Here is a 19,706-nt window from a genome sequence, read left to right as displayed (position 1 = left end):
GCACAGCCTCATCGCTGCCGCGCCGGCGCAGAGTCAGCTTTCCGCCATGCTGATGGTCTTCGACGTTCGAAGACCGATGCGGCTGCCATCATGGGTGATCTCACCGCCGTTGGCCCGCCGATCACGCAGAGTATCGCGCAAAGCCATGGCGGATCTCTGGTCCTCAACGAAGCCGAAGGGGGCGGGCTGCGCGCGTGCCTTATTTTCCCGAGATTGATGACAGCCATCGAGCCTGTCGCTCAAGGAGACGTGTCATGAAGGTTCGAGTGATGATGCCGGCCATCGCGGTCTGCTTGGCGCTGGCGCCAATCCACGCCCTGGCCGCCGATTATGCGATCGTCGAGCGGATCAAGGTGCCTGACGGCGGCTTTGATTACGCCACCTTCGATCCCGCAACGCAGCGTGTCTACATGCCGCGCGGTGCCTTCACGACGGTGATCGACGTGCGCAGCAATGTTGCAACGAAGCTCGACAATGCGGCCAGCGATCACATCGCGCTGCCGATCCCGGGCACCTCGCTGCTGCTGCTGACCCGGCGACAGGGCACGATCCGTATCCTTGACGCGGCCAAAGACAGCATCGTGGCCGATCTGCCCGGCGAGAAAAATCCCAATTCCGCCACCTACGATCCGGTCACGAAAAGCGTGCTGGTGATGAACAAAGGCAGCGGCACGGCAACCATCGTCGATCCCTTCGGGGCAAAGGTGTTGGGCGCCATCGCCATCAGCAAGGACACACTGGAATTTCCCGTGGCGGACGGCGCGGGCCATGTTTTCGACAACATCGAGACCACCGGCGAGATCGCCGATCTCGACGTCAAGGCGCGCAAGGTGGCGCGGACCATCAAACTAGCGGGCTGCGAGGAGCCGAGCGGGCTGGCCTATGACCATGCGCGAAAGCTGCTGATCGCGGCCTGCGGCAATGGCCTCGCCAAGGTGGTGGACCGGGTGACGGGCAAGGAGGTCGCCTCGTTGCCGATCGGTCTTGGCCCGGATGCCGTGATCTATGATCCAATGCGCAAGATGGCCTTCGTGCCCTGCGGCAAGGACGGCGTGCTCACGGTCATCTCGCTGTCCGACCGCGCGAAGATCGCAGTCGCCCAGACCGTGCGGACACAAAAGGGAACCCGCACGGGTACAATCGATCCGGCAACGGGTCGGCTCTATCTGATGGGGGCGCAGATCGATCCGGCCGCTGCCGGGCGTCCACGCGGCAGCGGGAGTCCCTATCTGCCGGGCACCTTCGAGGTGCTGGTGGTCGCGCCAGGGGGCGGGGCATGATCTCAGGAAAATGGGCTGCGGGGTGTCTTGCCCTTGCCTCCGCGCTGGCCGGCTGCACGCCGGTCCCACCGCGCCCGATCACCGCCGAAACGAACTTGCGCGCCATCGAGCAACGCGGGCTGGACAATCCCGCGCTGCTGGCCTTTGTCGACAAGGTGCGGCCCACGCCCCTGCGCCAGACGGCGGGGTGGGATCTCGATGCGCTGACGCTGGCGGCCCTGTATTACAGCCCCGACGTCGATCTGGCCCGCGCGCAGTGGGAGCAGGCCAGAGCAGCCGTGACCACCGCCACTGCGCGGCCCAATCCGGTGCTCAACCTCAACGAGGCCTATAACACCACCACCTCGGGCATCTCGCCGTGGATTTTGACCAACGCCGTCGATCTGATGTTCGACTTTTCGGGCCGCCGAAAGGCCTTGCGGGTGCAGACCACCGCGCAGGCCGAGGCCGCACGCTTTCGCCTGACCGCCGCCGCATGGCAGGTGCGCAGCCGCATCCGCACGGCGATGCTTGGCGTCTATGCGGCCCGGCGCTCGGTGGATCTGCTCGATGACTTGGCGGCTGCGCAGGCCGACACCGTCAGGACCGCCGAGGCGATGCTGCGCCTGGGCGGGATCTCGCCCTATGAAGTGTCGCAGAGCAGGACAGCTTTGAATGCGACCAGAGATGCGGCCGCGCAGGCGCGCGTGCGCGGATCGGATGCCTTGGCGACGCTGGCCCGTGCCATCGGCGTCACGCCCGATGCCTTGCGCGCTGTATCGCTTGATGTCTCGACCTTCGAGGCCTTGCCAGAGACCATGCTCGCTCCGCAGGCGCGCCATGCCGCATTGCTCAACCGCGCCGACATGCTGGCTGCGCTTGCCGATTACGACGCCGCCGAGGGCGCAATCCGCGTCGCTGTGGCGGGGCGGGCAGGGGGCGATACCCGCCTGAGCCCCGGTTATGAGTTCGACCAGGGCAGCGACAAATGGGGGCTGGCCGGGGGCATTCCCGTGCCGATCTTCAACCAGAACCAGGGCCCCATCGCGGAGGCCGTGGCCCAGCGCGCTCAGGCACAGGCCCGCGTCGACGCCGTGCAGGCCGATGCCATCAGCCAGACCGATGCCGCGCTGGCAGCCTATCGCACCACCCGCGACCGGGTGGCGAGCGATACGCAGGTGGCCAGCGACCTCGACCGTCAGTTGACGGTGGCCCGCGCCCGCGTAACTGCCGGCGAGGCTTCCCGGTTCGAATTGGCCCAGCGTTCACTCGAAATCGCCAATGCCGCCATAGCGCGTGAGGCCGCCATCCTCGCCGCGCAGGAGGCACGCGGGCGGCTCGAGGATGCGCTGCAACAGCCGACTTTCCCCTTTCCCTCGCCCGACGCGGCGCCCCGTACCGAGGCCAACGCCCGATGACCTACCTGTTCAAGCGCACCGATCTTGCCCTTGTGGCGGTTTCGGCCTTTCTGCTCACCGGCTGCGGCGCCAAAAAGGCGGAGGACGATCCGGCCCCCGTCGTCGATGTCAACGTTGCCAAGGTGGAGCGCGGCGATGTGGCGAATTGGCTGGATGTGTTTGGTGCCATCGCCGCAACACCGCCGGGTGGCGGGCAGGCCGGGGGCATGGCGCGTCTGACGGCGCCGGGCGCCACGATCATCCGCGCCATTCCCGTGCATGAAGGCCAGAAGATCGCTGCCGGAACGCTGGTCGCGCGACTGGATGACCGAATTGCCGCCGCCGGGGTCGCGCAGGCCCAGGCCACCGCGCGGATGGCCGGCAAGCGCGCCGAGCAGCAGGAGCAATTGCTGGGTGTGGGCGGGATTGCCCGCAATACGCTGGACGACACGCGCCAGCAACTGGCGGTGGCGCGCACGGCGATGGCGGCCGCTCAGGCCGTGCTGTCGTTGACGCGCCTGGCTTCGCCTTTGTCGGGGACAGTGGCGAAGATCTATGTGCAGCCGGGTCAGGCGGTCGATGCCAACACGCCAATCGCCGATGTGGTGAACGACAGCCGCCTTTCGCTCACGCTCAATGTTCCGGCGGGTGAGGCCTCGGGCGTGTCGCCCGGGCAGGTGGTGCAGATCATCGATCAGGGGCTGGGCCGGACGTTGAGCGGGACCATCACCTTCGTGAGCCCCTCGGTCGATCCTGCGACGGCTTCGGTGATGGTGCGCGCCACCGTCTCGGGCGGCGCAGGACTGCAACAGGGGCGCACCGTATCCGCGCGCATCCAGACCGCGCGCCATGAGCATCGCCTGTTGGTGCCCACCGCAGCGCTCTACACCGACAATGACGGCAAGACGAGCCTGGCGCTGGTGCGCGACGGCGTGGCCCACCGGGTCGAGGTCAAGCGCGGGATCAGCGATGGCGACCGTGTTGAGGTGGAGGGCCCAGGGTTGACCGAAGGCTCCAGCGTGGTGACCACAGGCTCTTATGCGCTGGCCGACGGTACGCGCGTCCATATCGAAGCGGCCACGGGGGCCGGGCAATGAGCGCACCCCAGCATGACGGCGCGGGGCCATCGCGGATCGCGCGATTGGCCAGCGACCATCGCCTGACCATCCTTTTCCTGGTTGTCGCGACCTGCCTTGCCGGGATCTATGCGGCTTTCCTGATGCCTTCCTCTGTCTTTCCCGAGACGCAGTTTCCCCGCGTCGTCGTGCTGATCGACAATGGCGTGATGCCCAGCGACGAGATGATGGCCACCGTCACACGCCCCATCGAGGAGGCGATGAAGGACATCCCCGGGGTGGTGCGCGTGCGCTCGGCCACGGGGCGCGGCGCAGCCGAGGTCAACATCTTCTTCGACTGGAATACGGACATGGTTCAGAGCGAACTCTATGTCCTCAACCGCGTCGCCCAGTTGAAGGCCAGCCTGCCGCCCACGGCCAGCACCAATGTCTGGCGCCTGAGCTTCAACGCTTTTCCCGTCCTGGGCGTCAGTATGACCAGCCCGACGCGCAGCATGACCGACCTCTGGGAAAAGGCGCAATATGAGCTGAAGCCCCGCTTCCTGCGCATCCCCGGCATCGCACGCGTCGATCTGGTGGGCGGGCGAGCGCCCGAATATCATGTCGTCTATGATCCAGTAAGGCTGGCAGCGCTGGGACTGAGCGCGGCGGATGTCACCACAGCCCTGCAGAAGGGCAATCTGGTGGGGGCGGGCGGCTTTCACGCCGAGAATTACACGATCTATCTGGCGCTGGTCGATGCGCGGGTCAAATCCATCGCCGATCTGGAAAATTTCACCGTGACCGTGCGCAACGGTCAACCGATCCGCGTGCGAGATTTCGCGCGGGTGGAGCGCGGCCCCGAGCCGGTGTTCAATGTCGTCAACGCGCAGGGGAGCCGGGCGGTGCTGCTCAACATCCGCGCCCAGCCCAGCGGCAGCAATGTGCTCAACATCGCGCGGGATCTCAATGCCCAGCTCGCTGATCTGCGCAAGACGCTGCCGCCGGATGTGAAGCTCTCCTTCTATTACGACCAGTCGCTGCTGGTGAAGCAGTCTGTCGACAGCGTGTGGGAGGCCATCGTCGTCGGGCTGATCTTCGCGGTGCTGGTGCTCTATGCCTTCCTGCGCAACTGGGGCGGGGTACTCACCGCCATCGTCGTGGTGCCTGTGTCGATTTTGGCGACGGTGCTGGTGATGTATGCGGTCAAGCTGACCTTCAACCTGATGACGCTGGGAGGCATTGCGGCGGCGATCGGCCTCATCATCGACGATGCCATCGTCGTGGTCGAGGCGATCTCGGCGCGCATCGCGCGGGGCGAAGAGCGCCTTGCCGCCGTCAACGAGGCGATGCGCGAGATCTTTCGCCCGCTGGTCGCCTCGACCCTAACGCCAGTGGTGGTGTTCATCCCGCTGGCTTTCCTTGATGGCGTGCCGGGCGTGTTCTTCCGCTCACTGGCGCTGACCATGGTGGTCTCGCTGCTGGCCTCGCTGGTGTTGGCGGCGACCCTCACGCCGACGCTGGCCGCGATGTTTATCTCCGGTCATGGCGATCCTGAGCAGCATGACGAGACCTCGCTGCTCGGACGGCTGACCAATGTCTTCGCGCGTGTGCTGCGCAAGGCGCTCGATCACCGAGCGATCACGGTGGTGGTGTGCGTTGCCATCGCGTTGGCAGGCCTTGGCGTCTACACTCAGCTGGAGAGCGATTTCATGCCGGCGATGGATGAGGGCGGCTTCATCATCGACGCCATGACACCCTGGGGCACCAGCCTTGAGGAATCGGACCGGATGATGCGCAAGGCCGAGGCCATCCTGCGCGCCACGCCCGAGGTTGAGGGCTATTCCCGCCGCACCGGCGCGCGTCTGGCGCTGGCCATTGCCGAGCCGAACAAAGGCGATTTCCTGGTCAAGCTGCGCCCCGATCGCAGCCGATCCACCGAAGCGGTCAAGCAGGAGCTGCGGCGCAAGCTGAACAGCGCGGTGCCCGCCGTCAAATGGGAATTTCCCGGCATTCTGGGCGATCTTCTGGGCGACTTGACAGACTCGCCCAACCCCATCGAGATCAAGCTGTTCTCCAGCGACACGGCCTGGCTGATGAAGACCGCGCCGCGCCTGCGCGCCGAGATCGAGAAGATCCCCGGCGTCGTCGACACCAATGACGGGCTGGCGATGACCGGCCCGACGATCACCTTCCGTCTGCGGCCCGCCGAGGCACAGCGCTTTGGCCTGACCGCCGATGATGTGGCCGCCGCCGTCAACAATGCCATGCTGGGCGGCAAGGCTTCCTCGGTGCTTGAGGGCGACCGGGTGGTGGCCATCCGCGTCGTGGCCGATCCCAAGGCGGTGACGCAGACCCAGATGATCCGCAATCTGCCGCTGCGCACGGCGAGCGGGGCCATCGTCCAGCTCTCGCAGGTGGCCGATGTGGAGCAGCAGGGCGGCGGGCTGGAGCTGCGCCGTGAAGACCTTCGCCAGATGGTGGCCGTGACGGCAGCGCTGGAGGGCCGCGATCTGGGCAGCACCATGGCCGATGTCGAGCGTGTGGTGGCCGCAGACAAAAGCATTCCGGCAGGTTCGGTCGAGTTCGGCGGACTCTACAAGCAGCAGCAGGAGAGTTTTCGCAATCTGCTGGTCGTGCTGGCGCTCAGTGTGACGCTGGTGTTCACCGTACTGCTGGTGGAATTCCGAGGCTTTCGCGAGCCGCTCTCGATCGTGCTGGGCTCGCTGCTGGCGCTGGTGGGCACAGCGCTGGGTCTGTGGCTGACGGGGACGACGCTCAACATCGTCAGCTTCTTGGGCGCGATCATCGGCATCGGTATCGTGGCGAAGAACGGCATTCTGATGCTCGATCTGGTCGATCAGCATCTGGGGCAGGGCGAGGATCTGGGCACGGCATTGGTGAGCGCAGCGCGGCGGCGCCTGCGGCCGATCCTGATGACCTCGCTGGCGACAGTGCTGGCGATGCTGCCGTTGGCCGCCGGGCTCAGCCATGGCGGGGAGATGTTGCGACCGCTGGCCATCGGGATCATCGGGGCGCTGTGCGTGTCGATGATGCTCTCGCTGATCGCGACCCCTACCTTTTACACCATGATGCAGTCGCGATCCGGCAAGGCGGGGCTGTGATTGAGGCCCTGTCGACACGAGCTTTCTAGCCCATTCCTGTTTTCATTTGCTGTGTTGGGACGACGGATATGACGAAGACGACGGTAAAGAGATTTTACTCACCGATGATCACGCGGCAGAAAAAAACTCACGGGAAAATCCTGCTCTCGATGCTGCTGTTGGCAATGTCGCATGGTCAGGTCGCTGCGAAGCCAATACAGAGTTTGCAATTGGTGCAGACAGTCAAACTTCCTCTTGTGAAGGGGGGCTTTGATCTCATGACCATCGACCTTCTGCGGCATCGCCTGATGCTGGACGCCGAAGACAACGGTTCCATGGAAGTGATCGACGTGGCGCAAGGCACATTGCTTCAGTCTGTACCCGGCATGCACTCCCCCAAATGGGTCGCCTACCATGAGCAGGCGGGTAAAATCTATGTTGCCAATGGCGATGGCCATGTGATTGTTTTGGACGGAAAAGACTACGCTCAGCGCACGTCTATCACCGTCGGTAGCCTAGCCAATAATCTACGTTTTTCTCCCGACAAAAATTTGCTCTTCGTCGGCGTTGGGGATCGCGATGGTTCAATCGCTTTGATCGATACAACACGAGATGTTGTTAAAGCGACCTTTGCGCTCGATGCATTTCCAAAGCAGTTCGAGCTTGATGGCCAGCGCTTGTATGCCAATATTCCCAGTCGACATATCGTTCAGGTTTTTGACTCATCGACAGGGAAAAGCGTGGCCAGATGGTCTGTGTGCACCACTGGGAATGTACCCATGGCTTTGGATGCCGTAGCTCATCGGCTCTTCATTGGCTGCAAAGGGGGGACGTTACAGGAACTTGATACGGGCACAGGTCGGGTTATTCAAACGATTGCTATCTCTCCCGGGACTGATGGTGTGTGGCTCGATCCCGAAAAAAAGTTGATCTATGTCTCGGCCGGTGGTGGTTCTGGCGCTGTTGATGTTCTTCAGAGGCATGGCGATCAGCTTGAGCGCAGCGAAACCATTGTAACGCACGAAGGCGCCGCAACCTCCCTCTTCGTATCGGCTCTGCACCGCCTGTTTGTGGCTGCTCCACAAGGTGATGGGCATATCGCAGAACTTATGATCTATCGCACATCTTGAGCCAAATTGCTTTGTACGAGCCATTTGGATCGCACCGGTTCTGTTAGGCGGCATCTTAGGATGAATGTAAGGTAGCTATTGAGACGGTTGCCCAAGGGCGTGAAGGTCGACTTAGTTAGCGTAAGTGCCACGTCACCGTCGGAGCCTTTGAACTGCGGATTTCCACTCCGCTTCATTTTTCGGGCCGAAGAGCACTGTCGGCGCATCGCTGGTGGGAGCAAAAGCTGCTGGCCGGTTGCGACAGACGCTACACATCAAATGGCGGGAAATCTTGTCGAGGGCTCCGTCCCACCGGTTTAGAGCGAACCAGCGCCATATAACGGGCCCGTCAAACACGCCGCTATGACCGCATTTGCTGCATTCCACCCGCAGGTTCAATCCGTGAAGACGTAAATCGTCGAGCCTGTTGATGGCGGGTGGCATTGAGAACATATAGGGGGCGTTCGGAAGTTTGTGAAGTGAGGCGGTGCGAGCCCAGCTTAGCCCATATCCTCCATCGCAATGATTTTCGGATAATGATAATTATGTTAAAAATCAGTTATTTACTGATTGCCATTTCACTGCGATTACTGCGGCGCGATCGCGATGCTCGACAGATCCGTCGCGCCATCAACCGGCACCCCGGCTTGCTTGCGCTCGGAATAGCGATCGACGAGCTGGCCAGCGTGAGGGCGCATGAGCACAGTGAAGCGCACCAGCTCCTCCATCACATCGACGATCCGGTCATAATAGGCCGATGCCTTCATCCTACCCGCCTCATCGAACTCGTTATAAGCCATGGCAACCGATGACTGGTTCGGGATCGTGAACATCCGCATCCAGCGGCCCAACAGCCGCAGCGTGTTGACGGCGTTGAAAGATTGCGATCCGCCCGAAACCTGCATGACGGCCAGCGTGCGGCCTTGGGTCGGGCGCATCCCGCGCATTTCCAGCGGCAAATGATCGATCTGGGCCTTCATGATGCCGGTGATTGCACCATGGCGCTCGGGACTGCACCAGACCTGCCCCTCCGACCACATCGAAAGCTCGCGCAGCTCGTGGACAGCCGGATGGTCATCGCCCTTGATCTGATCAGGCAAGGGGAGGGTGCTAGGATCGAAAATGCGCGTTTCTGCGCCGAATAGGCGCAGCAGTCGCGCGGCTTCTTCCACGGCCAGGCGCGAGAACGACCGCTCCCGCAATGATCCGTAGAGCAACAGGATGCGCGGCGCCGGATCGAGCGGCCCCAGCCCCAGAGCTGGTCGGGCCCGAACGAAAGTAGGATCGAGCGCGGGAAGGACATCGGGATCGGCAAGCGTGCGAAGGGGCATCAAAGATCTTTCACAAGGTAGGCCGCGGATGCGGGGCAAAGATTGGCAAACTCGCGCGAGTTTGCGATTGTCGTGGGTGCTGCGCTGCGATCGGCATCGCCATAGCCAAGAGCCCGGAAGAATGGCGCCGCAGTGGTTGTCAGCAAATGCAGGCGCTGAACACCTTGGGATCGCGCCGTATCTTCAACAGCCTCGACAAGCCGGCAGCCCAGGCCCTGGCCTCGACGGTCGGGGGCCACCACCACCGACCGCAAAAGCCTGTCAGCACCTTGGCCCTCAAGGCCCGCGAAGCCGATCAACCCAAGGTTTTCGACGCGAAAGAACCAGCGATTTGGGCCTTCAACATCCGTGTGGATCAATCCCGCCGCGCTGAGGTGATGGACCATCTCGCCGAGTTCATCACCGCGCAACGGGACAACCGCTATCGCGGTCATGACAGACCGATCCTAATCGCCAGAGCAGCGAGCGTGATGAGGAGGATCGGCACCGTCAGGGTCACACCGACCCGGAAATAATAGCCCCAACCGATCCGCACGCCCTTCTGCCCGAGGACGTGAAGCCACAACAGCGTGGCGAGTGATCCGATCGGCGTGAGTTTGGGGCCAAGGTCACAGCCGATCACATTGGCATAGATCATCGCATCCCTGATCGCGCCCGTCGCATGGGTGCTGTCAATTGACAGCGCACCGACCAGCACGGTTGGCATATTGTTCATCACGGAGGACAAGACCGCCGCGATCACCCCTGTCCCCAGCGCAGCGCCCCACACGCCGCTGCGGGCGGTTTGCTCAAGCAGGCCTGCCAGGTAGTCGGTCAGACCCGCGTTGCGCAGACCGTAGACGACCAGATACATGCCGAGCGAGAAGATCACGACCTGCCACGGTGCGCCGCGCAGAACCTTCTTCGTCGAGATGACATGCCCCTTCCCCGCAATGACGAGGAGGAGGACAGCGCCGGCAGCCGCAACGGCGCTGACCGGAACTCCAAGCGGTTCGAGCAGAAAGAAACCAGCCAGCAAGAGGATCAGCACGACCCACCCAGCCCGAAACGTCGCACGATCGAGGATCGCCTCGCGAGGCTGGCGGAGCTGGCCGACATCATACGTCGCGGGGATGTCGCGCCGGAAAAACAGCAGCAGTGCCCCCAGCGTGGCCGCGATCGCGGCCAGATCAACCGGCGCCATGACCGCGGCATACCGCCCGAAGCCGATATGGAAGAAGTCGGCCGAGACGATGTTGACGAGGTTGGACACCACCAGCGGCAGGCTGGCGGTGTCGGCGATGAAGCCCGCCGCCATGACAAACGCCAGCGTCGCCTTTTCATCATAGCCCAGCGCCCGCAGCATCGCGATCACGATGGGCGTGAGGATCAGCGCGGCCCCATCATTGGCGAACAGCGAGGACACGGCAGCACCCAGCAGCACGACCAGGGCGAACAGCCAGTGCCCCTTCCCTCGCCCCCAGCGCGCCACATGAAGGGCGGCCCATTCAAAGAAGCCGGCCTCATCAAGCAGGAGGCTGATGACGATGATCGCAACGAAGGCCGCGGTCGCATTCCAGACGATACCCCAGACAACGGGAATATCGGTCATGGTCACGACGCCGGCCAACAAGGCGACCACAGCGCCACCAACCGCGCTCCAACCAATGCCCAGCCCCTTGGGCTGCCAGATGACGAGCGCGATGGTGGCGACGAAAATGGCGACGGCAAGAAACATCAGATGACGCGCTGGCCAGAGGCATCGACGACCTGTTCCCCATCTTCCTTGGCGAAGGCGCCAAGTTGCTCCGTGGGGAGCAGATCGAGGACGGCTTCTGATGGCCGGCAGAGCTTCACGCCCAACGGTGAAACCACCAGCGGGCGATTGATGAGAATGGGATGCTCCATCATCGCATCGACCAGCGCCTCATCCGACAGCGACGGATCGCCCAGGCCGAGTTCGGCATAGGGCGTACCCTTCTCGCGCAGCAGTTCGCGCGGGGTGATCCCCGCTCGCTCGATCAACTGCACCAGCAAGGTGCGGGTCGGCGGCGTCTTCAGATATTCCACGACATGCGGCTCGATGCCCGCATTGCGGATCAGGCCGAGGGTGTTGCGTGACGTGCCGCAGACGGGATTGTGATAGACGACAATATCGACGCTCATTGTGCATCCTCCGGGTTGGTCGCGGCGGGCACGGGTGTCTGCCCGATTTCGCGCACCTTGGCGCTCAGCGTCGCCGTTTCGAGCTTGTGGATGGGAAGAGCGGTGAACAGGGCGATCCAGCTCTCAAGGTGGCGCAGCGCCGCCATGAAGGCCCGCTCGCGCACAATGTCGGTTCCCTCGACATGGCTGGGATCTGCGATGCCCCAGTGCGCGGTGATGGGATGGCCGGGCCAAACCGGGCACACCTCATCGGCCGCATCGCCGCAAACCGTGAAGACGAAATCCATCTGCGGCGCGTCGGGGGTAGAGAACTCATCCCAGCTTTTCGAGCGCAGGCCCTCGGTGGGGTAATGCAATTTTTGCAGGAGCGCGAGGGCATCGGGGTTGACCTCGCCTCGCGGGTGGCTGCCGGCAGAGTAGGCCCGGAATGCCCCTCCCCGCATGTTGAGCGCGCTTTCGGCCAGGATCGATCGGGCTGAATTGCCCGTGCATAGGAACAGGACGTTGAAAACCCGATCAGGGGTGTCGGTGGACATGATAATCTCCGTCAGCAGCAGGGGGAGAGTTCGGCCACCAAAGGCGCGCATAGCTCGGGATTGCCGGCACAGCAGTCTTTGGCGAGGAAAAGCATGAGGCCACGCAGCGCCTCGATGTTGGCGCGCTGGATCATCTGGCGTCCCTGCTTTTCAGCCGAAACGAGCCCGGCCTTGGCCAGGACGGCCAGGTGTGTCGAAAAGGTGCTTTGCGTCAGACCGACCGCTTCGGCGAGTTGGCCCGTAGAAAGGCCTACCGGCTCATGGCGCACGAGAAGGCGGAATGTGGCCAGCCTGGTTGGGTGGGCCAAGGCGCCAAGCGCCGCGAGAGCATCAGGTTCGATCATGCATCGGAATTATCCGATGCATTTTCGTTCGTCAAGAAGCATCGTTATTTGCCGATGCTTTTTCTTGCAGATGGGTGGCAAGTCTCGCCTTACGCTTTCAGCGGGGCAGGCGCCGCAACGCCCCCAACACTCTGGCGGCTAGAGCGCCCCGTTCTTGACTAGAAAGTCCCTGATTTCCGGGATCAGCTCATCATCTGGGAAGAGAAAGCCGTAAGCTGTCACGGCAAAAGAGATGGCCTCAATTGGCTTCACGGCATCCTCATCAAGCGTTTCCAACGGGTCTTTGTCGGCATGCTTGAGAAAGTTGAACGGCCCCACCAAGTATCTGAAAGTCTCAAACTCGGTCTTCTGGGCGTCCTTGATCGTGATGTCCTCTGGGCCTTTGACGCCGCCTGATACGATGGCCTTCGCGATCCCATCAATCCACGCTTCACTCACCGGATGGTGAGGAAGGCCGTGGTCTTCCCCCTTCACTCTACTCAGGGCAGCGTTGTAGAGGGAAAACTGGTAAACCCGCACCGTGAAGTGTGCGCCATCAACCTTGGACAGCTCGCGGAGCATATTGAACGCCGAGGATGCTACGACATGCGTTGCCAAGGGATCGGCGCCCGCATCCGACATGGTGACGGCTGCATGGATCAGCCGCCGTGCGGCCTGCTGTTTGGTCAACTCTGGCATGGTTTCAGCAATCTCTCGCCGCAGGATCAGTCGTCCTCGGGTTCTTCTGGCTCTTCCTCGTGCAGAGGCTGGATATAGCTGACCCCGCCGGTCACATCGACGCCTGGAGGTGCCCCATCTTCCCAGCGGACAGCCCATCCGTATGTGACGCCATCCTCGCTGGCATCTTCGTCCAGCTCGTAGGGAAAATCAGCCAGATCGCTTTCCGAAATGTCGAGTTCTTCCGCAACATGGCGGTCAATCTCGGCCTGGCGCCGCTCGAAAAACTGGTCCTTTGCTGATCCCATGAACATTCTCCATCTTGAAGCTAATGGACAAAGTTAAATTATGCTTTGGGTTTTGGTCTGATGCGCTTCGTTGGTTGAGGGAGCCGCTTAAAAATGCTCTGAATAGGCTTTGCCTCTTCAACCTCTTCTTCTTCAACAATCAATTGTCCATGATCGTCGATGTCATCAAGATCAGACGCGCCGATTTCATTGGCGCGGATTACGAGCGCCCTGTACTTATCTTCGGCAACTAAGTCTTTGAGGTAAGCCCTCTTGATGACGTGGTATGGGTTGAAAAAAACAGCATATGACATCTCACCGATTGGGCCGGATTTAATATCGATAAAGCCAAGATCAGCCAGGCGCTTTACCCGATCTTTCCATGTCCGACCGGCTCTTTGGCCTGTGAAGCCAGCGTAAAATGCCATTTCTTCAGGGCGATTGAGTGTGAGAAAAAGTTCGTCGTAGAGACGGCACCACAACTCAAAATAGGTCTGACCTACTGGAAAACCTTTGTCAGATAGGTCATCCATGATGTTCATGATGAGTGGGAACGCGCGAGGCAGGGTTACGAAACCGTCGCGTTCGGTGCGATCCCACAGCATGTTGTTGGTGATGTCGGGCCAGATCTTAGCCCTCGCCTCCAACTGCCGTTTGAGGATGCTGCGCGCTTTTGCCATTTGCCGTCCTTCAAGTTTGGGCCGGCTTTGGACGCCGGCCCGTGATTGGAATCGAAAGTCTGGCTTTGGACGCCAGTTCGTGTATGGTCGGGGGCGGCTTTGGACACCGCCCCCTTCGCTTCGACCTCGCGCTGCACCGCAAAAAACAGGCGCTTTGATGATCGAGCCCGGTGGTGGAAGCCGGTCTTCATCTGGTCGTTCGATGCTTCCTTGTCGCACAGATTGAAATCCGACTCGACTGCATACGGCATCCATTTTCCCCCCCACTTTGCGAATTATCACGCAATGCCAAGCTCTGAGATGCGCCATATTTGACGAACCTAAGACCTGAGTTGGCATTTTCAAACCAAGCACTTTGTATAAGTGGCGGAATAAAATGGCAAAATCTTGATAGTGAGGGTGATGCGGTGATACGGTGGAGCCGGTGATCGGGTGATGCGGTGACGCGGTGACCGTGGTGGGGGATATGCAAAAGGGGGGCTGCGGGTTTTGCTGGGTGGTCCCCGAAGAGAAAAATGTGAGGCAATTCGTGGGAGAAGCTTCTCCCTACGTTCGAGCCGCAAGCGCGTCTCGCCCTACCCTCTCAGCGGGGGCAGACCCCCGCAACGCCCCCACCAGCAAGGGGACGGCGAAGGCCGTCGTGCCGATTACCAGTCTTTGGGGCCTGTTCCGGCCCCCTGGCGCAAGGGCCTGGCCGTCGCGTCGCGTGCCGCGACGCGCTTGGTGATCGCGGGGTGTCCCCGACCTTCCTTCCGCTTCGCTTCAGTGCAGGACGGGTGATCCCCCTCCCCCGCGCTCAGCCCTGATTTGCGCCATTCCCCGGCCCACTTCGCCAGCGGGCAGAAGTCGATGGTGAGCCCATCGCCTTCGGCTCAATCATAGAGGAAAAGCACCATGCATTACTCTCTTGCCACCCGCTTCGCTCGCAACGCCCGCCGCATCAGTGGCCGCGAAGCCCTCACCGATGACCAATTGCAGCAGGTCGTGCCATCCATTTTCGCGCAGGATGCCCATGACAGCCGGTCAGCCAAATATGTTTACGTCCCCACCATCGACATCGTGCAGGGCCTGAAAAAGGAGGGCTGGCAGCCTTTCTTCGCAGTTCAGGCACAACCGCGCGATGGTTCGCGCACCGGCCATGCCAAGCACATGCTGCGGCTCCGTCGCCCCGAACATATGAGTGAAACCGAGGCGGCAGAGGTCATCATCGTCAACAGCCATGACGGCACCACGTCATATCAGATGTTTGCGGGCCTGATCCGCTTTGTCTGCACAAATTCCCTGATCGCGGGCGAGCAATTCGAGGAGATCCGCGTGCCCCATAAGGGCGCGATTCAGGATCAGATCATTGAGGGCGCCTATACCGTCGCGCAGGATTTCCCCCGGCTGATCGACGCATCGCGCGAGATGGCAGCGCTGAATCTGTCACGCGAGGAACAGCAGGTGTTTGCCGAGGCCAGCCTTGTCGCCCGGTATGGCGAGGAAGCGGCACCGATCACGCCTGAACAGGTGATACGGACGCGGCGCACTGCCGATGTTGCGCCCAACCTCTGGAATACGTTCAACACCGTGCAGGAAAACATCGTGCGGGGTGGGATCAACGGCAGGCGGGAAACCGAAGACGGACGAATTATCCGTCGCCGGACCCGGCCCATCAATGGCATCGACCAGAATGTGAGCGTCAATCGCGCGCTGTGGACCTTGGCCGAGGGCATGAAGAAGCTGAAAGCCGCATGACCCATGTGAGGGCGGGCACACCCGCCCTCACCGTCTCGTTCCCGAAAGATCGAACAACGGCGGACCGGGACGGGCGCCCTTAGCGACCCTCACTGGACCTTCTTACGGTGCCAGCGTGGCTATCTGTCGAGATGGTCGCGGTTCAAATTGATCGGCGAAGGTGCCGAGCGCTCTTGTAAGGCTGGAAAAAATGGGCCCGGCGACGCCGGGCCATTTGCATTGCGAAGGAGCGAAGCCAATTTTGGTCGGTAGGAGATGCAAACCTTATGGCTTCCGAGATATTCAACCCGTTGACCGCTGCTCATGAAATCGCAAGGCTGCTTACGCCCAGTGTCTCTGACCATCGAGCGGACACAATCACGCTGCCCAGGCGCGAAGCCATTGCGGCTCTGGCTTTGATCAAAGGCCTCATCGACATTCTTGAGCATGAGGTCGCCAGATCGATGCAGCGCTAATCCCCTGAGCGCGGCCTTCGGCACGGCTCTATCTGCCGTCCGACAGACCGAACCCGCAAGCGGTTTCAGCCCTGGCAGGTGACGATCCTCGCGCAGGCCTCCGGCCAGGATGGCGAGCCGCAATGCGGCACTTTCCTGTGAGATCCTGAAGGGGCGCCGCCCCCTCTGCGCAAGGACCGGGCCGTCTCCGCCTGCGGCTCCGCTTGGTGGTCGCGGGGGTATCCCCAGCCTTCCTTCGCTGCGCTCTGTGCAGGCCGGGTGATCCCCCTCCCCCGCGTCCAGTCCCCGCACATTCACCCCCGCTCTCGGCGAGGGCCAGAAGTCGATGGTGAGCCCATCGCCTTCGGCTCTATCTTAGAGGAAAAGCACCATGTTGAAGACCATCAAGCTTTCGCAGCTTCGTCATGCCTCCGCCAATGTGCGCAATGTCGCGCCCAAGGTGGAAGGAATCGAGCAGCTTGCCGCCAGTATCGCGGCCAATGGCGTCATCCAGAACCTTGTCGGCTACAAGGAGGGGCGTCACTTCCATATCGTTGCGGGCGGGCGACGCCTTCGCGCGCTGGAGCTGTTGCAGCAGGCCGGAACCATCGACGGCACCTATGAAGTCCCGGTGAGCGAGCGGACCAAGGCCGAGGCTGTCGAGCTGTCGCTCCACGAAAACGAGCAGCGTGAAAACATGCATCCGGCGGACAGCGTGCGGGCCTTTGCCCTGTTGCGTCAATCGAACGGTTGGGGCGCAGCAGAGATCGCGGCGCGCTTCGGGTATGATGAGAGCTATGTCGAAAGGCTCATGGCGCTGGGGAGCCTCGCGCCGGAACTGCTGGACGCCATGGGGGAGGATCGGTTGGGCATTCCTGCTGCCCGTGCCCTGTGCCTGACCGACGATCCCGCGCGGCAGATCGAGGTGTTCAACCAGCATGGCGACAACCCGCAGCGCATTCGTCAGGCCCTAACCACCCAGAAAGTCCGCACCGATTTCAACCTGTTCAAATTCGTCGGGCGGGAAGCCTATGAGGCGGCGGGCGGCACTTACACCCGCGACCTGTTTTCGGCCGATGGTGTGGGCTATGCCGATGATCCGGGGCTGGTCGAGGAGCTGGTCGAGGGCAAGCTTGCTGTTGTCCGCGATGATTTATGCGGCATGGGATGGAAGGAGGTTGTGGTTACGATGACCCGGCCTGACAATTTCTACAGCCTGTCCCGCCTGCAACCCCAGCGCCGGGAGCCGAATGAAGCTGAAGCGGCCCGGATCGAGGAGATCGAGGCGCAAATGAGCGAGATCGAGGAGGCTGACCCCGAAAGCGAGGAGCTTGGGGCGCTTCACGATCAGCTTGAGGAGGTACGGGCCGCCTTGCTGTCCTTCCCCGTCGAATTGCGCGCGCAGCACAAGGCGCTTGCCTTCGTCGATTACAGCGGCGAGCTGGAGGTGACCTATATCGCGCTGCGGACCGAAACCGAGAGCAAGCGGGCCAAGCAGGCCGATGGCCCCTACAGCAAGGGGCTGATCGAGCAGCTTACCGGCATTCGGTCGCTGGCCTTGCAAATGGCGGTTGCTGCTGATCCCGCCTTGGCGATGGACATCCTGATCGACAGCCTCACGGCGCAGCTTGTCCATGATGAGTATGGCTGGAAACTGGCGGCGCACATCAGCCCGATCGCGCATAGCCCCAATGTTGCGGATGAGCTGCTGACGAACAGCCCGATCAACCGTGTCAGGGAAGACATGATGGAGCGGTTCGCCGACATCCCCGCAGATCGCCGGTTCGAGACGATCCGGGGCATGGATGCAGGCGACAAGATGGCTTTGCTCGCGGTGCTGGTGGCATCGACGATCAGCGCCACGGTTCATAACGGCAGCGTGGAGGAGGCGCGGATGCGCAAGGCTGACCAGTATGCGCAGGCCGCTGGGCTGGACCTCGCCGCGCTTTGGGCCCCCGGCGTGGAGACGTTCGGGAGGATCAGAAAGGGTGGGTTGCTGGCGATCCTGCGCGAGGAATGCGGCAATGAGGCAGCGGAGAATTGCAGCAAATTGAAAGGGGAGGAGCTGGCCCGCGCCATTGGCGAGCGTCTGCCGCATGGCTGGTTGCCCACCCCTATGCTTCCTTTGCCGCCCAAGGTCGAAGAGCAGGCCGGTGAAGATGGCGATGTGGAGGATGAGATGCACGCCGAGGCGGCATGATCCGGTGGCGGGGGCTCGCCCCCGCCATCCCTTCCGCGATGGAACACGCCTTCTGATTTCCTTGGCGGACAAGGGCCGAGACAGATAAGATCGAGTTGCGGTGATCGGGGTGAAGGCGAAAGTTGCCCCGATCATCCATGGTGCGGCGGGAGGCTCAGGCCTCCCGCCCCTTTTTTTGTGCGCCTCGGGATCGCGCGCGGCCAGGGCCGCGCGGAAACCGCGTGTGCGGTTTGCCCTACGGGCCATGATCCCTCGGATTGCTGCACCATGATGGTGCAGCATTTCGGCGCCGCGCGGTACGCGCGGCAGCACCCTGTCAGCCCGGCCTATGCCCGGGAAGGCAAAAGCGGGGTGGTGGCGGTGGTGGGGATATTCCTTCTCTACGACAGTTGGCAGTGTGACATGGGTTGCAGTCCCTGCCGTCAAGCATCCGCGGCCCCTCCGAAATCCTGACGGATTTCGGTTCCTCCACGTCCCGCTGGCGCGGCTGCTTCGCGGTGCCTGACCGCCGGTCCCGGAGCCCATGTCCGAGAGGTCCTGTTCGTCAACCAATCAGGAGAACAGGATGCACATCACTCTCTTCAAATCTCTGAAATCAATCAACATCAACGATGACTTGGCGACAGCCGTGGTCGAGGAGCTGGGCAAGTATGTGGCCAGCGAGATCAAAGAGGCCACGACAGGTCTGGAAGCGCAGAACAAGGCGCTGGAGAGCAAGCTCGACGGCATGAAAACGCAGCTTACGATCCTCAGCTTCATGCTCGGCATTGTGAGCCTTGCCGCACTGTTTGGCCCGGTCATTGCCAAGCTCACAAAATGACCTTCAGGAGGGCTTCGGCCCTCCTTTTTGTTTTCGCCGCTCATAGTGGTGGCCTTCCGGCCATCGTATGCGGCGCCATGTCCATGGCGCGGAGCTGAAGGGGGCGCTGCCCCCCTCTGTGCAAAGGCCAAGCCGTCTCGCCGCTGTGCGGCTCGCTTGGCGATCGGGTGGTTTCCCCAACCTTCCTTCCGCTGCGCTCTAGTGCAGGCCGGGTGATCCCCTTCCCCCCGATCGGCCCCCGCACATTCACCCCCCGCTCTCGGCGACGGCCAGAAGACGATGGCGCGCCCATCGCCTTCGGCTCCCACCATGAAAGGGATTTCGCATGCACACGGATTTTCCACCCGCCCGCGTTGCGTGGGTCACAAGACCATTGTTGAATGCAGATGAACTGGCCGCGTAGGCTCAGATCGAAGGATTTGACGATCTGGTTTCGTCGGCGTGGCACCTCACAGTCATCAAGGCTGACCCAGCTACAGCCCTCAATCTTGCTCCCTTTTCCGTAGAGCCCAGCAAAAACCGCGCAGTGCTGCGCATGGGTGCCGAAAACTATCTGGCGGCTGTAAAACTCATCTGCACCCGGCTGTGGTGCGCCACGTAATGAGTCCGTG

The 19,706-nt window shown here is 62.1% G+C and carries 19 protein-coding genes; 8 read left to right on the top strand and 11 right to left on the bottom strand.

What is annotated here, in order from left to right:
- Nucleotides 1-33: 33 nt before the first annotated feature.
- Entirely contained in the window at nt 34-243 is a 210-nt protein-coding gene (locus SR3_RS31895; RefSeq protein WP_169805662.1) for a hypothetical protein, read from the bottom strand.
- Between the two features lie 11 nt (nt 244-254).
- On the opposite strand from SR3_RS31895, the gene SR3_RS18165 reads away from it, so the two are divergent.
- From SR3_RS18165 to SR3_RS18145, 5 genes are all read left to right on the top strand, one after another.
- Entirely contained in the window at nt 255-1,280 is a 1,026-nt protein-coding gene (locus tag SR3_RS18165; protein WP_157098941.1) for a YncE family protein, read from the top strand.
- Nucleotides 1,277-2,677, top strand: coding sequence for a TolC family protein (locus SR3_RS18160; RefSeq protein ID WP_068089449.1), 1,401 nt, complete (start codon nt 1,277-1,279; stop codon nt 2,675-2,677). The genes SR3_RS18165 and SR3_RS18160 overlap by 4 nt, the downstream gene beginning before the upstream one ends.
- Nucleotides 2,674-3,753: an efflux RND transporter periplasmic adaptor subunit gene (locus SR3_RS18155; protein WP_068089446.1), complete on the top strand. Its 1,080-nt coding sequence runs from the start codon at nt 2,674-2,676 to the stop codon at nt 3,751-3,753. The genes SR3_RS18160 and SR3_RS18155 overlap by 4 nt, the downstream gene beginning before the upstream one ends.
- Nucleotides 3,750-6,836, top strand: a complete 3,087-nt coding sequence (locus SR3_RS18150) for an efflux RND transporter permease subunit (RefSeq protein WP_068089443.1) — start codon at nt 3,750-3,752, stop codon at nt 6,834-6,836. Before SR3_RS18155 ends, SR3_RS18150 begins: the two co-directional genes overlap by 4 nt.
- A 68-nt stretch (nt 6,837-6,904) precedes the next feature.
- Nucleotides 6,905-7,945, top strand: a complete 1,041-nt coding sequence (locus SR3_RS18145; protein ID WP_157098940.1) for a YncE family protein — start codon at nt 6,905-6,907, stop codon at nt 7,943-7,945.
- Between the two features lie 566 nt (nt 7,946-8,511).
- Here SR3_RS18145 and arsH read toward each other — a convergent pair.
- From arsH to SR3_RS18100, 9 genes are all read right to left on the bottom strand, one after another.
- A complete protein-coding gene (gene arsH, locus SR3_RS18140) occupies nt 8,512-9,255 on the bottom strand; it encodes an arsenical resistance protein ArsH (RefSeq protein WP_068089437.1) in 744 nt (247 codons plus the stop codon).
- Nucleotides 9,255-9,689 carry an arsenic resistance N-acetyltransferase ArsN2 gene (gene arsN2, locus SR3_RS18135; protein ID WP_068089433.1) on the bottom strand — a complete coding sequence of 145 codons (435 nt, stop codon included), beginning with the start codon at nt 9,687-9,689 and terminating at the stop codon, nt 9,255-9,257. The genes arsH and arsN2 overlap by 1 nt, the downstream gene beginning before the upstream one ends.
- The gene (locus tag SR3_RS18130; RefSeq protein WP_068089430.1) at nt 9,686-10,972 is read right to left on the bottom strand and encodes an arsenic transporter; all 1,287 of its coding nucleotides are present in this window, start codon (nt 10,970-10,972) and stop codon (nt 9,686-9,688) included. Before SR3_RS18130 ends, arsN2 begins: the two co-directional genes overlap by 4 nt.
- Complete coding sequence (gene arsC / locus SR3_RS18125) at nt 10,972-11,400, bottom strand: arsenate reductase (glutaredoxin) (RefSeq protein ID WP_068089427.1); 429 nt, start codon at nt 11,398-11,400, stop codon at nt 10,972-10,974. The genes SR3_RS18130 and arsC overlap by 1 nt, the downstream gene beginning before the upstream one ends.
- Complete coding sequence (locus tag SR3_RS18120; protein WP_068089584.1) at nt 11,397-11,936, bottom strand: arsenate reductase ArsC; 540 nt, start codon at nt 11,934-11,936, stop codon at nt 11,397-11,399. The genes arsC and SR3_RS18120 overlap by 4 nt, the downstream gene beginning before the upstream one ends.
- Nucleotides 11,937-11,947: 11 nt before the next feature.
- Nucleotides 11,948-12,280, bottom strand: a complete 333-nt coding sequence (locus SR3_RS18115; RefSeq protein ID WP_068089424.1) for an ArsR/SmtB family transcription factor — start codon at nt 12,278-12,280, stop codon at nt 11,948-11,950.
- A gap of 138 nt (nt 12,281-12,418) precedes the next feature.
- Nucleotides 12,419-12,958: a hypothetical protein gene (locus tag SR3_RS18110; RefSeq protein ID WP_068089421.1), complete on the bottom strand. Its 540-nt coding sequence runs from the start codon at nt 12,956-12,958 to the stop codon at nt 12,419-12,421.
- Nucleotides 12,959-12,984: 26 nt separating this feature from the next.
- Nucleotides 12,985-13,245, bottom strand: a complete 261-nt coding sequence (locus SR3_RS18105; RefSeq protein WP_157098939.1) for a hypothetical protein — start codon at nt 13,243-13,245, stop codon at nt 12,985-12,987.
- Between the two features lie 38 nt (nt 13,246-13,283).
- The gene (locus SR3_RS18100) at nt 13,284-13,904 is read right to left on the bottom strand and encodes a hypothetical protein (RefSeq protein WP_068089416.1); all 621 of its coding nucleotides are present in this window, start codon (nt 13,902-13,904) and stop codon (nt 13,284-13,286) included.
- Nucleotides 13,905-14,798: 894 nt separating this feature from the next.
- Here SR3_RS18100 and SR3_RS18095 point away from each other — a divergent pair.
- Nucleotides 14,799-15,641 (top strand): DUF932 domain-containing protein, encoded by an 843-nt coding sequence (locus tag SR3_RS18095; protein WP_068089413.1) that lies wholly within the window; start codon nt 14,799-14,801, stop codon nt 15,639-15,641.
- A 119-nt stretch (nt 15,642-15,760) separates the two neighbouring features.
- Here the strand turns inward: SR3_RS18095 and SR3_RS31400 are convergent, their stop codons facing one another.
- Nucleotides 15,761-16,219, bottom strand: a complete 459-nt coding sequence (locus SR3_RS31400; protein ID WP_157098938.1) for a hypothetical protein — start codon at nt 16,217-16,219, stop codon at nt 15,761-15,763.
- A gap of 247 nt (nt 16,220-16,466) precedes the next feature.
- On the opposite strand from SR3_RS31400, the gene SR3_RS18085 reads away from it, so the two are divergent.
- Nucleotides 16,467-18,275 (top strand): ParB/RepB/Spo0J family partition protein, encoded by a 1,809-nt coding sequence (locus SR3_RS18085; RefSeq protein WP_068089407.1) that lies wholly within the window; start codon nt 16,467-16,469, stop codon nt 18,273-18,275.
- A 565-nt stretch (nt 18,276-18,840) separates the two neighbouring features.
- A complete protein-coding gene (locus SR3_RS18080; RefSeq protein ID WP_068089404.1) occupies nt 18,841-19,095 on the top strand; it encodes a hypothetical protein in 255 nt (84 codons plus the stop codon).
- Nucleotides 19,096-19,706 lie beyond the last annotated feature (611 nt).

The organism is Novosphingobium rosa NBRC 15208 (genome assembly GCF_001598555.1).
GTDB lineage: Bacteria > Pseudomonadota > Alphaproteobacteria > Sphingomonadales > Sphingomonadaceae > Novosphingobium > Novosphingobium rosa.
Note: the sequence above shows the minus strand (reverse complement) of the source record. Positions and strands in the feature narration are given on the sequence as shown.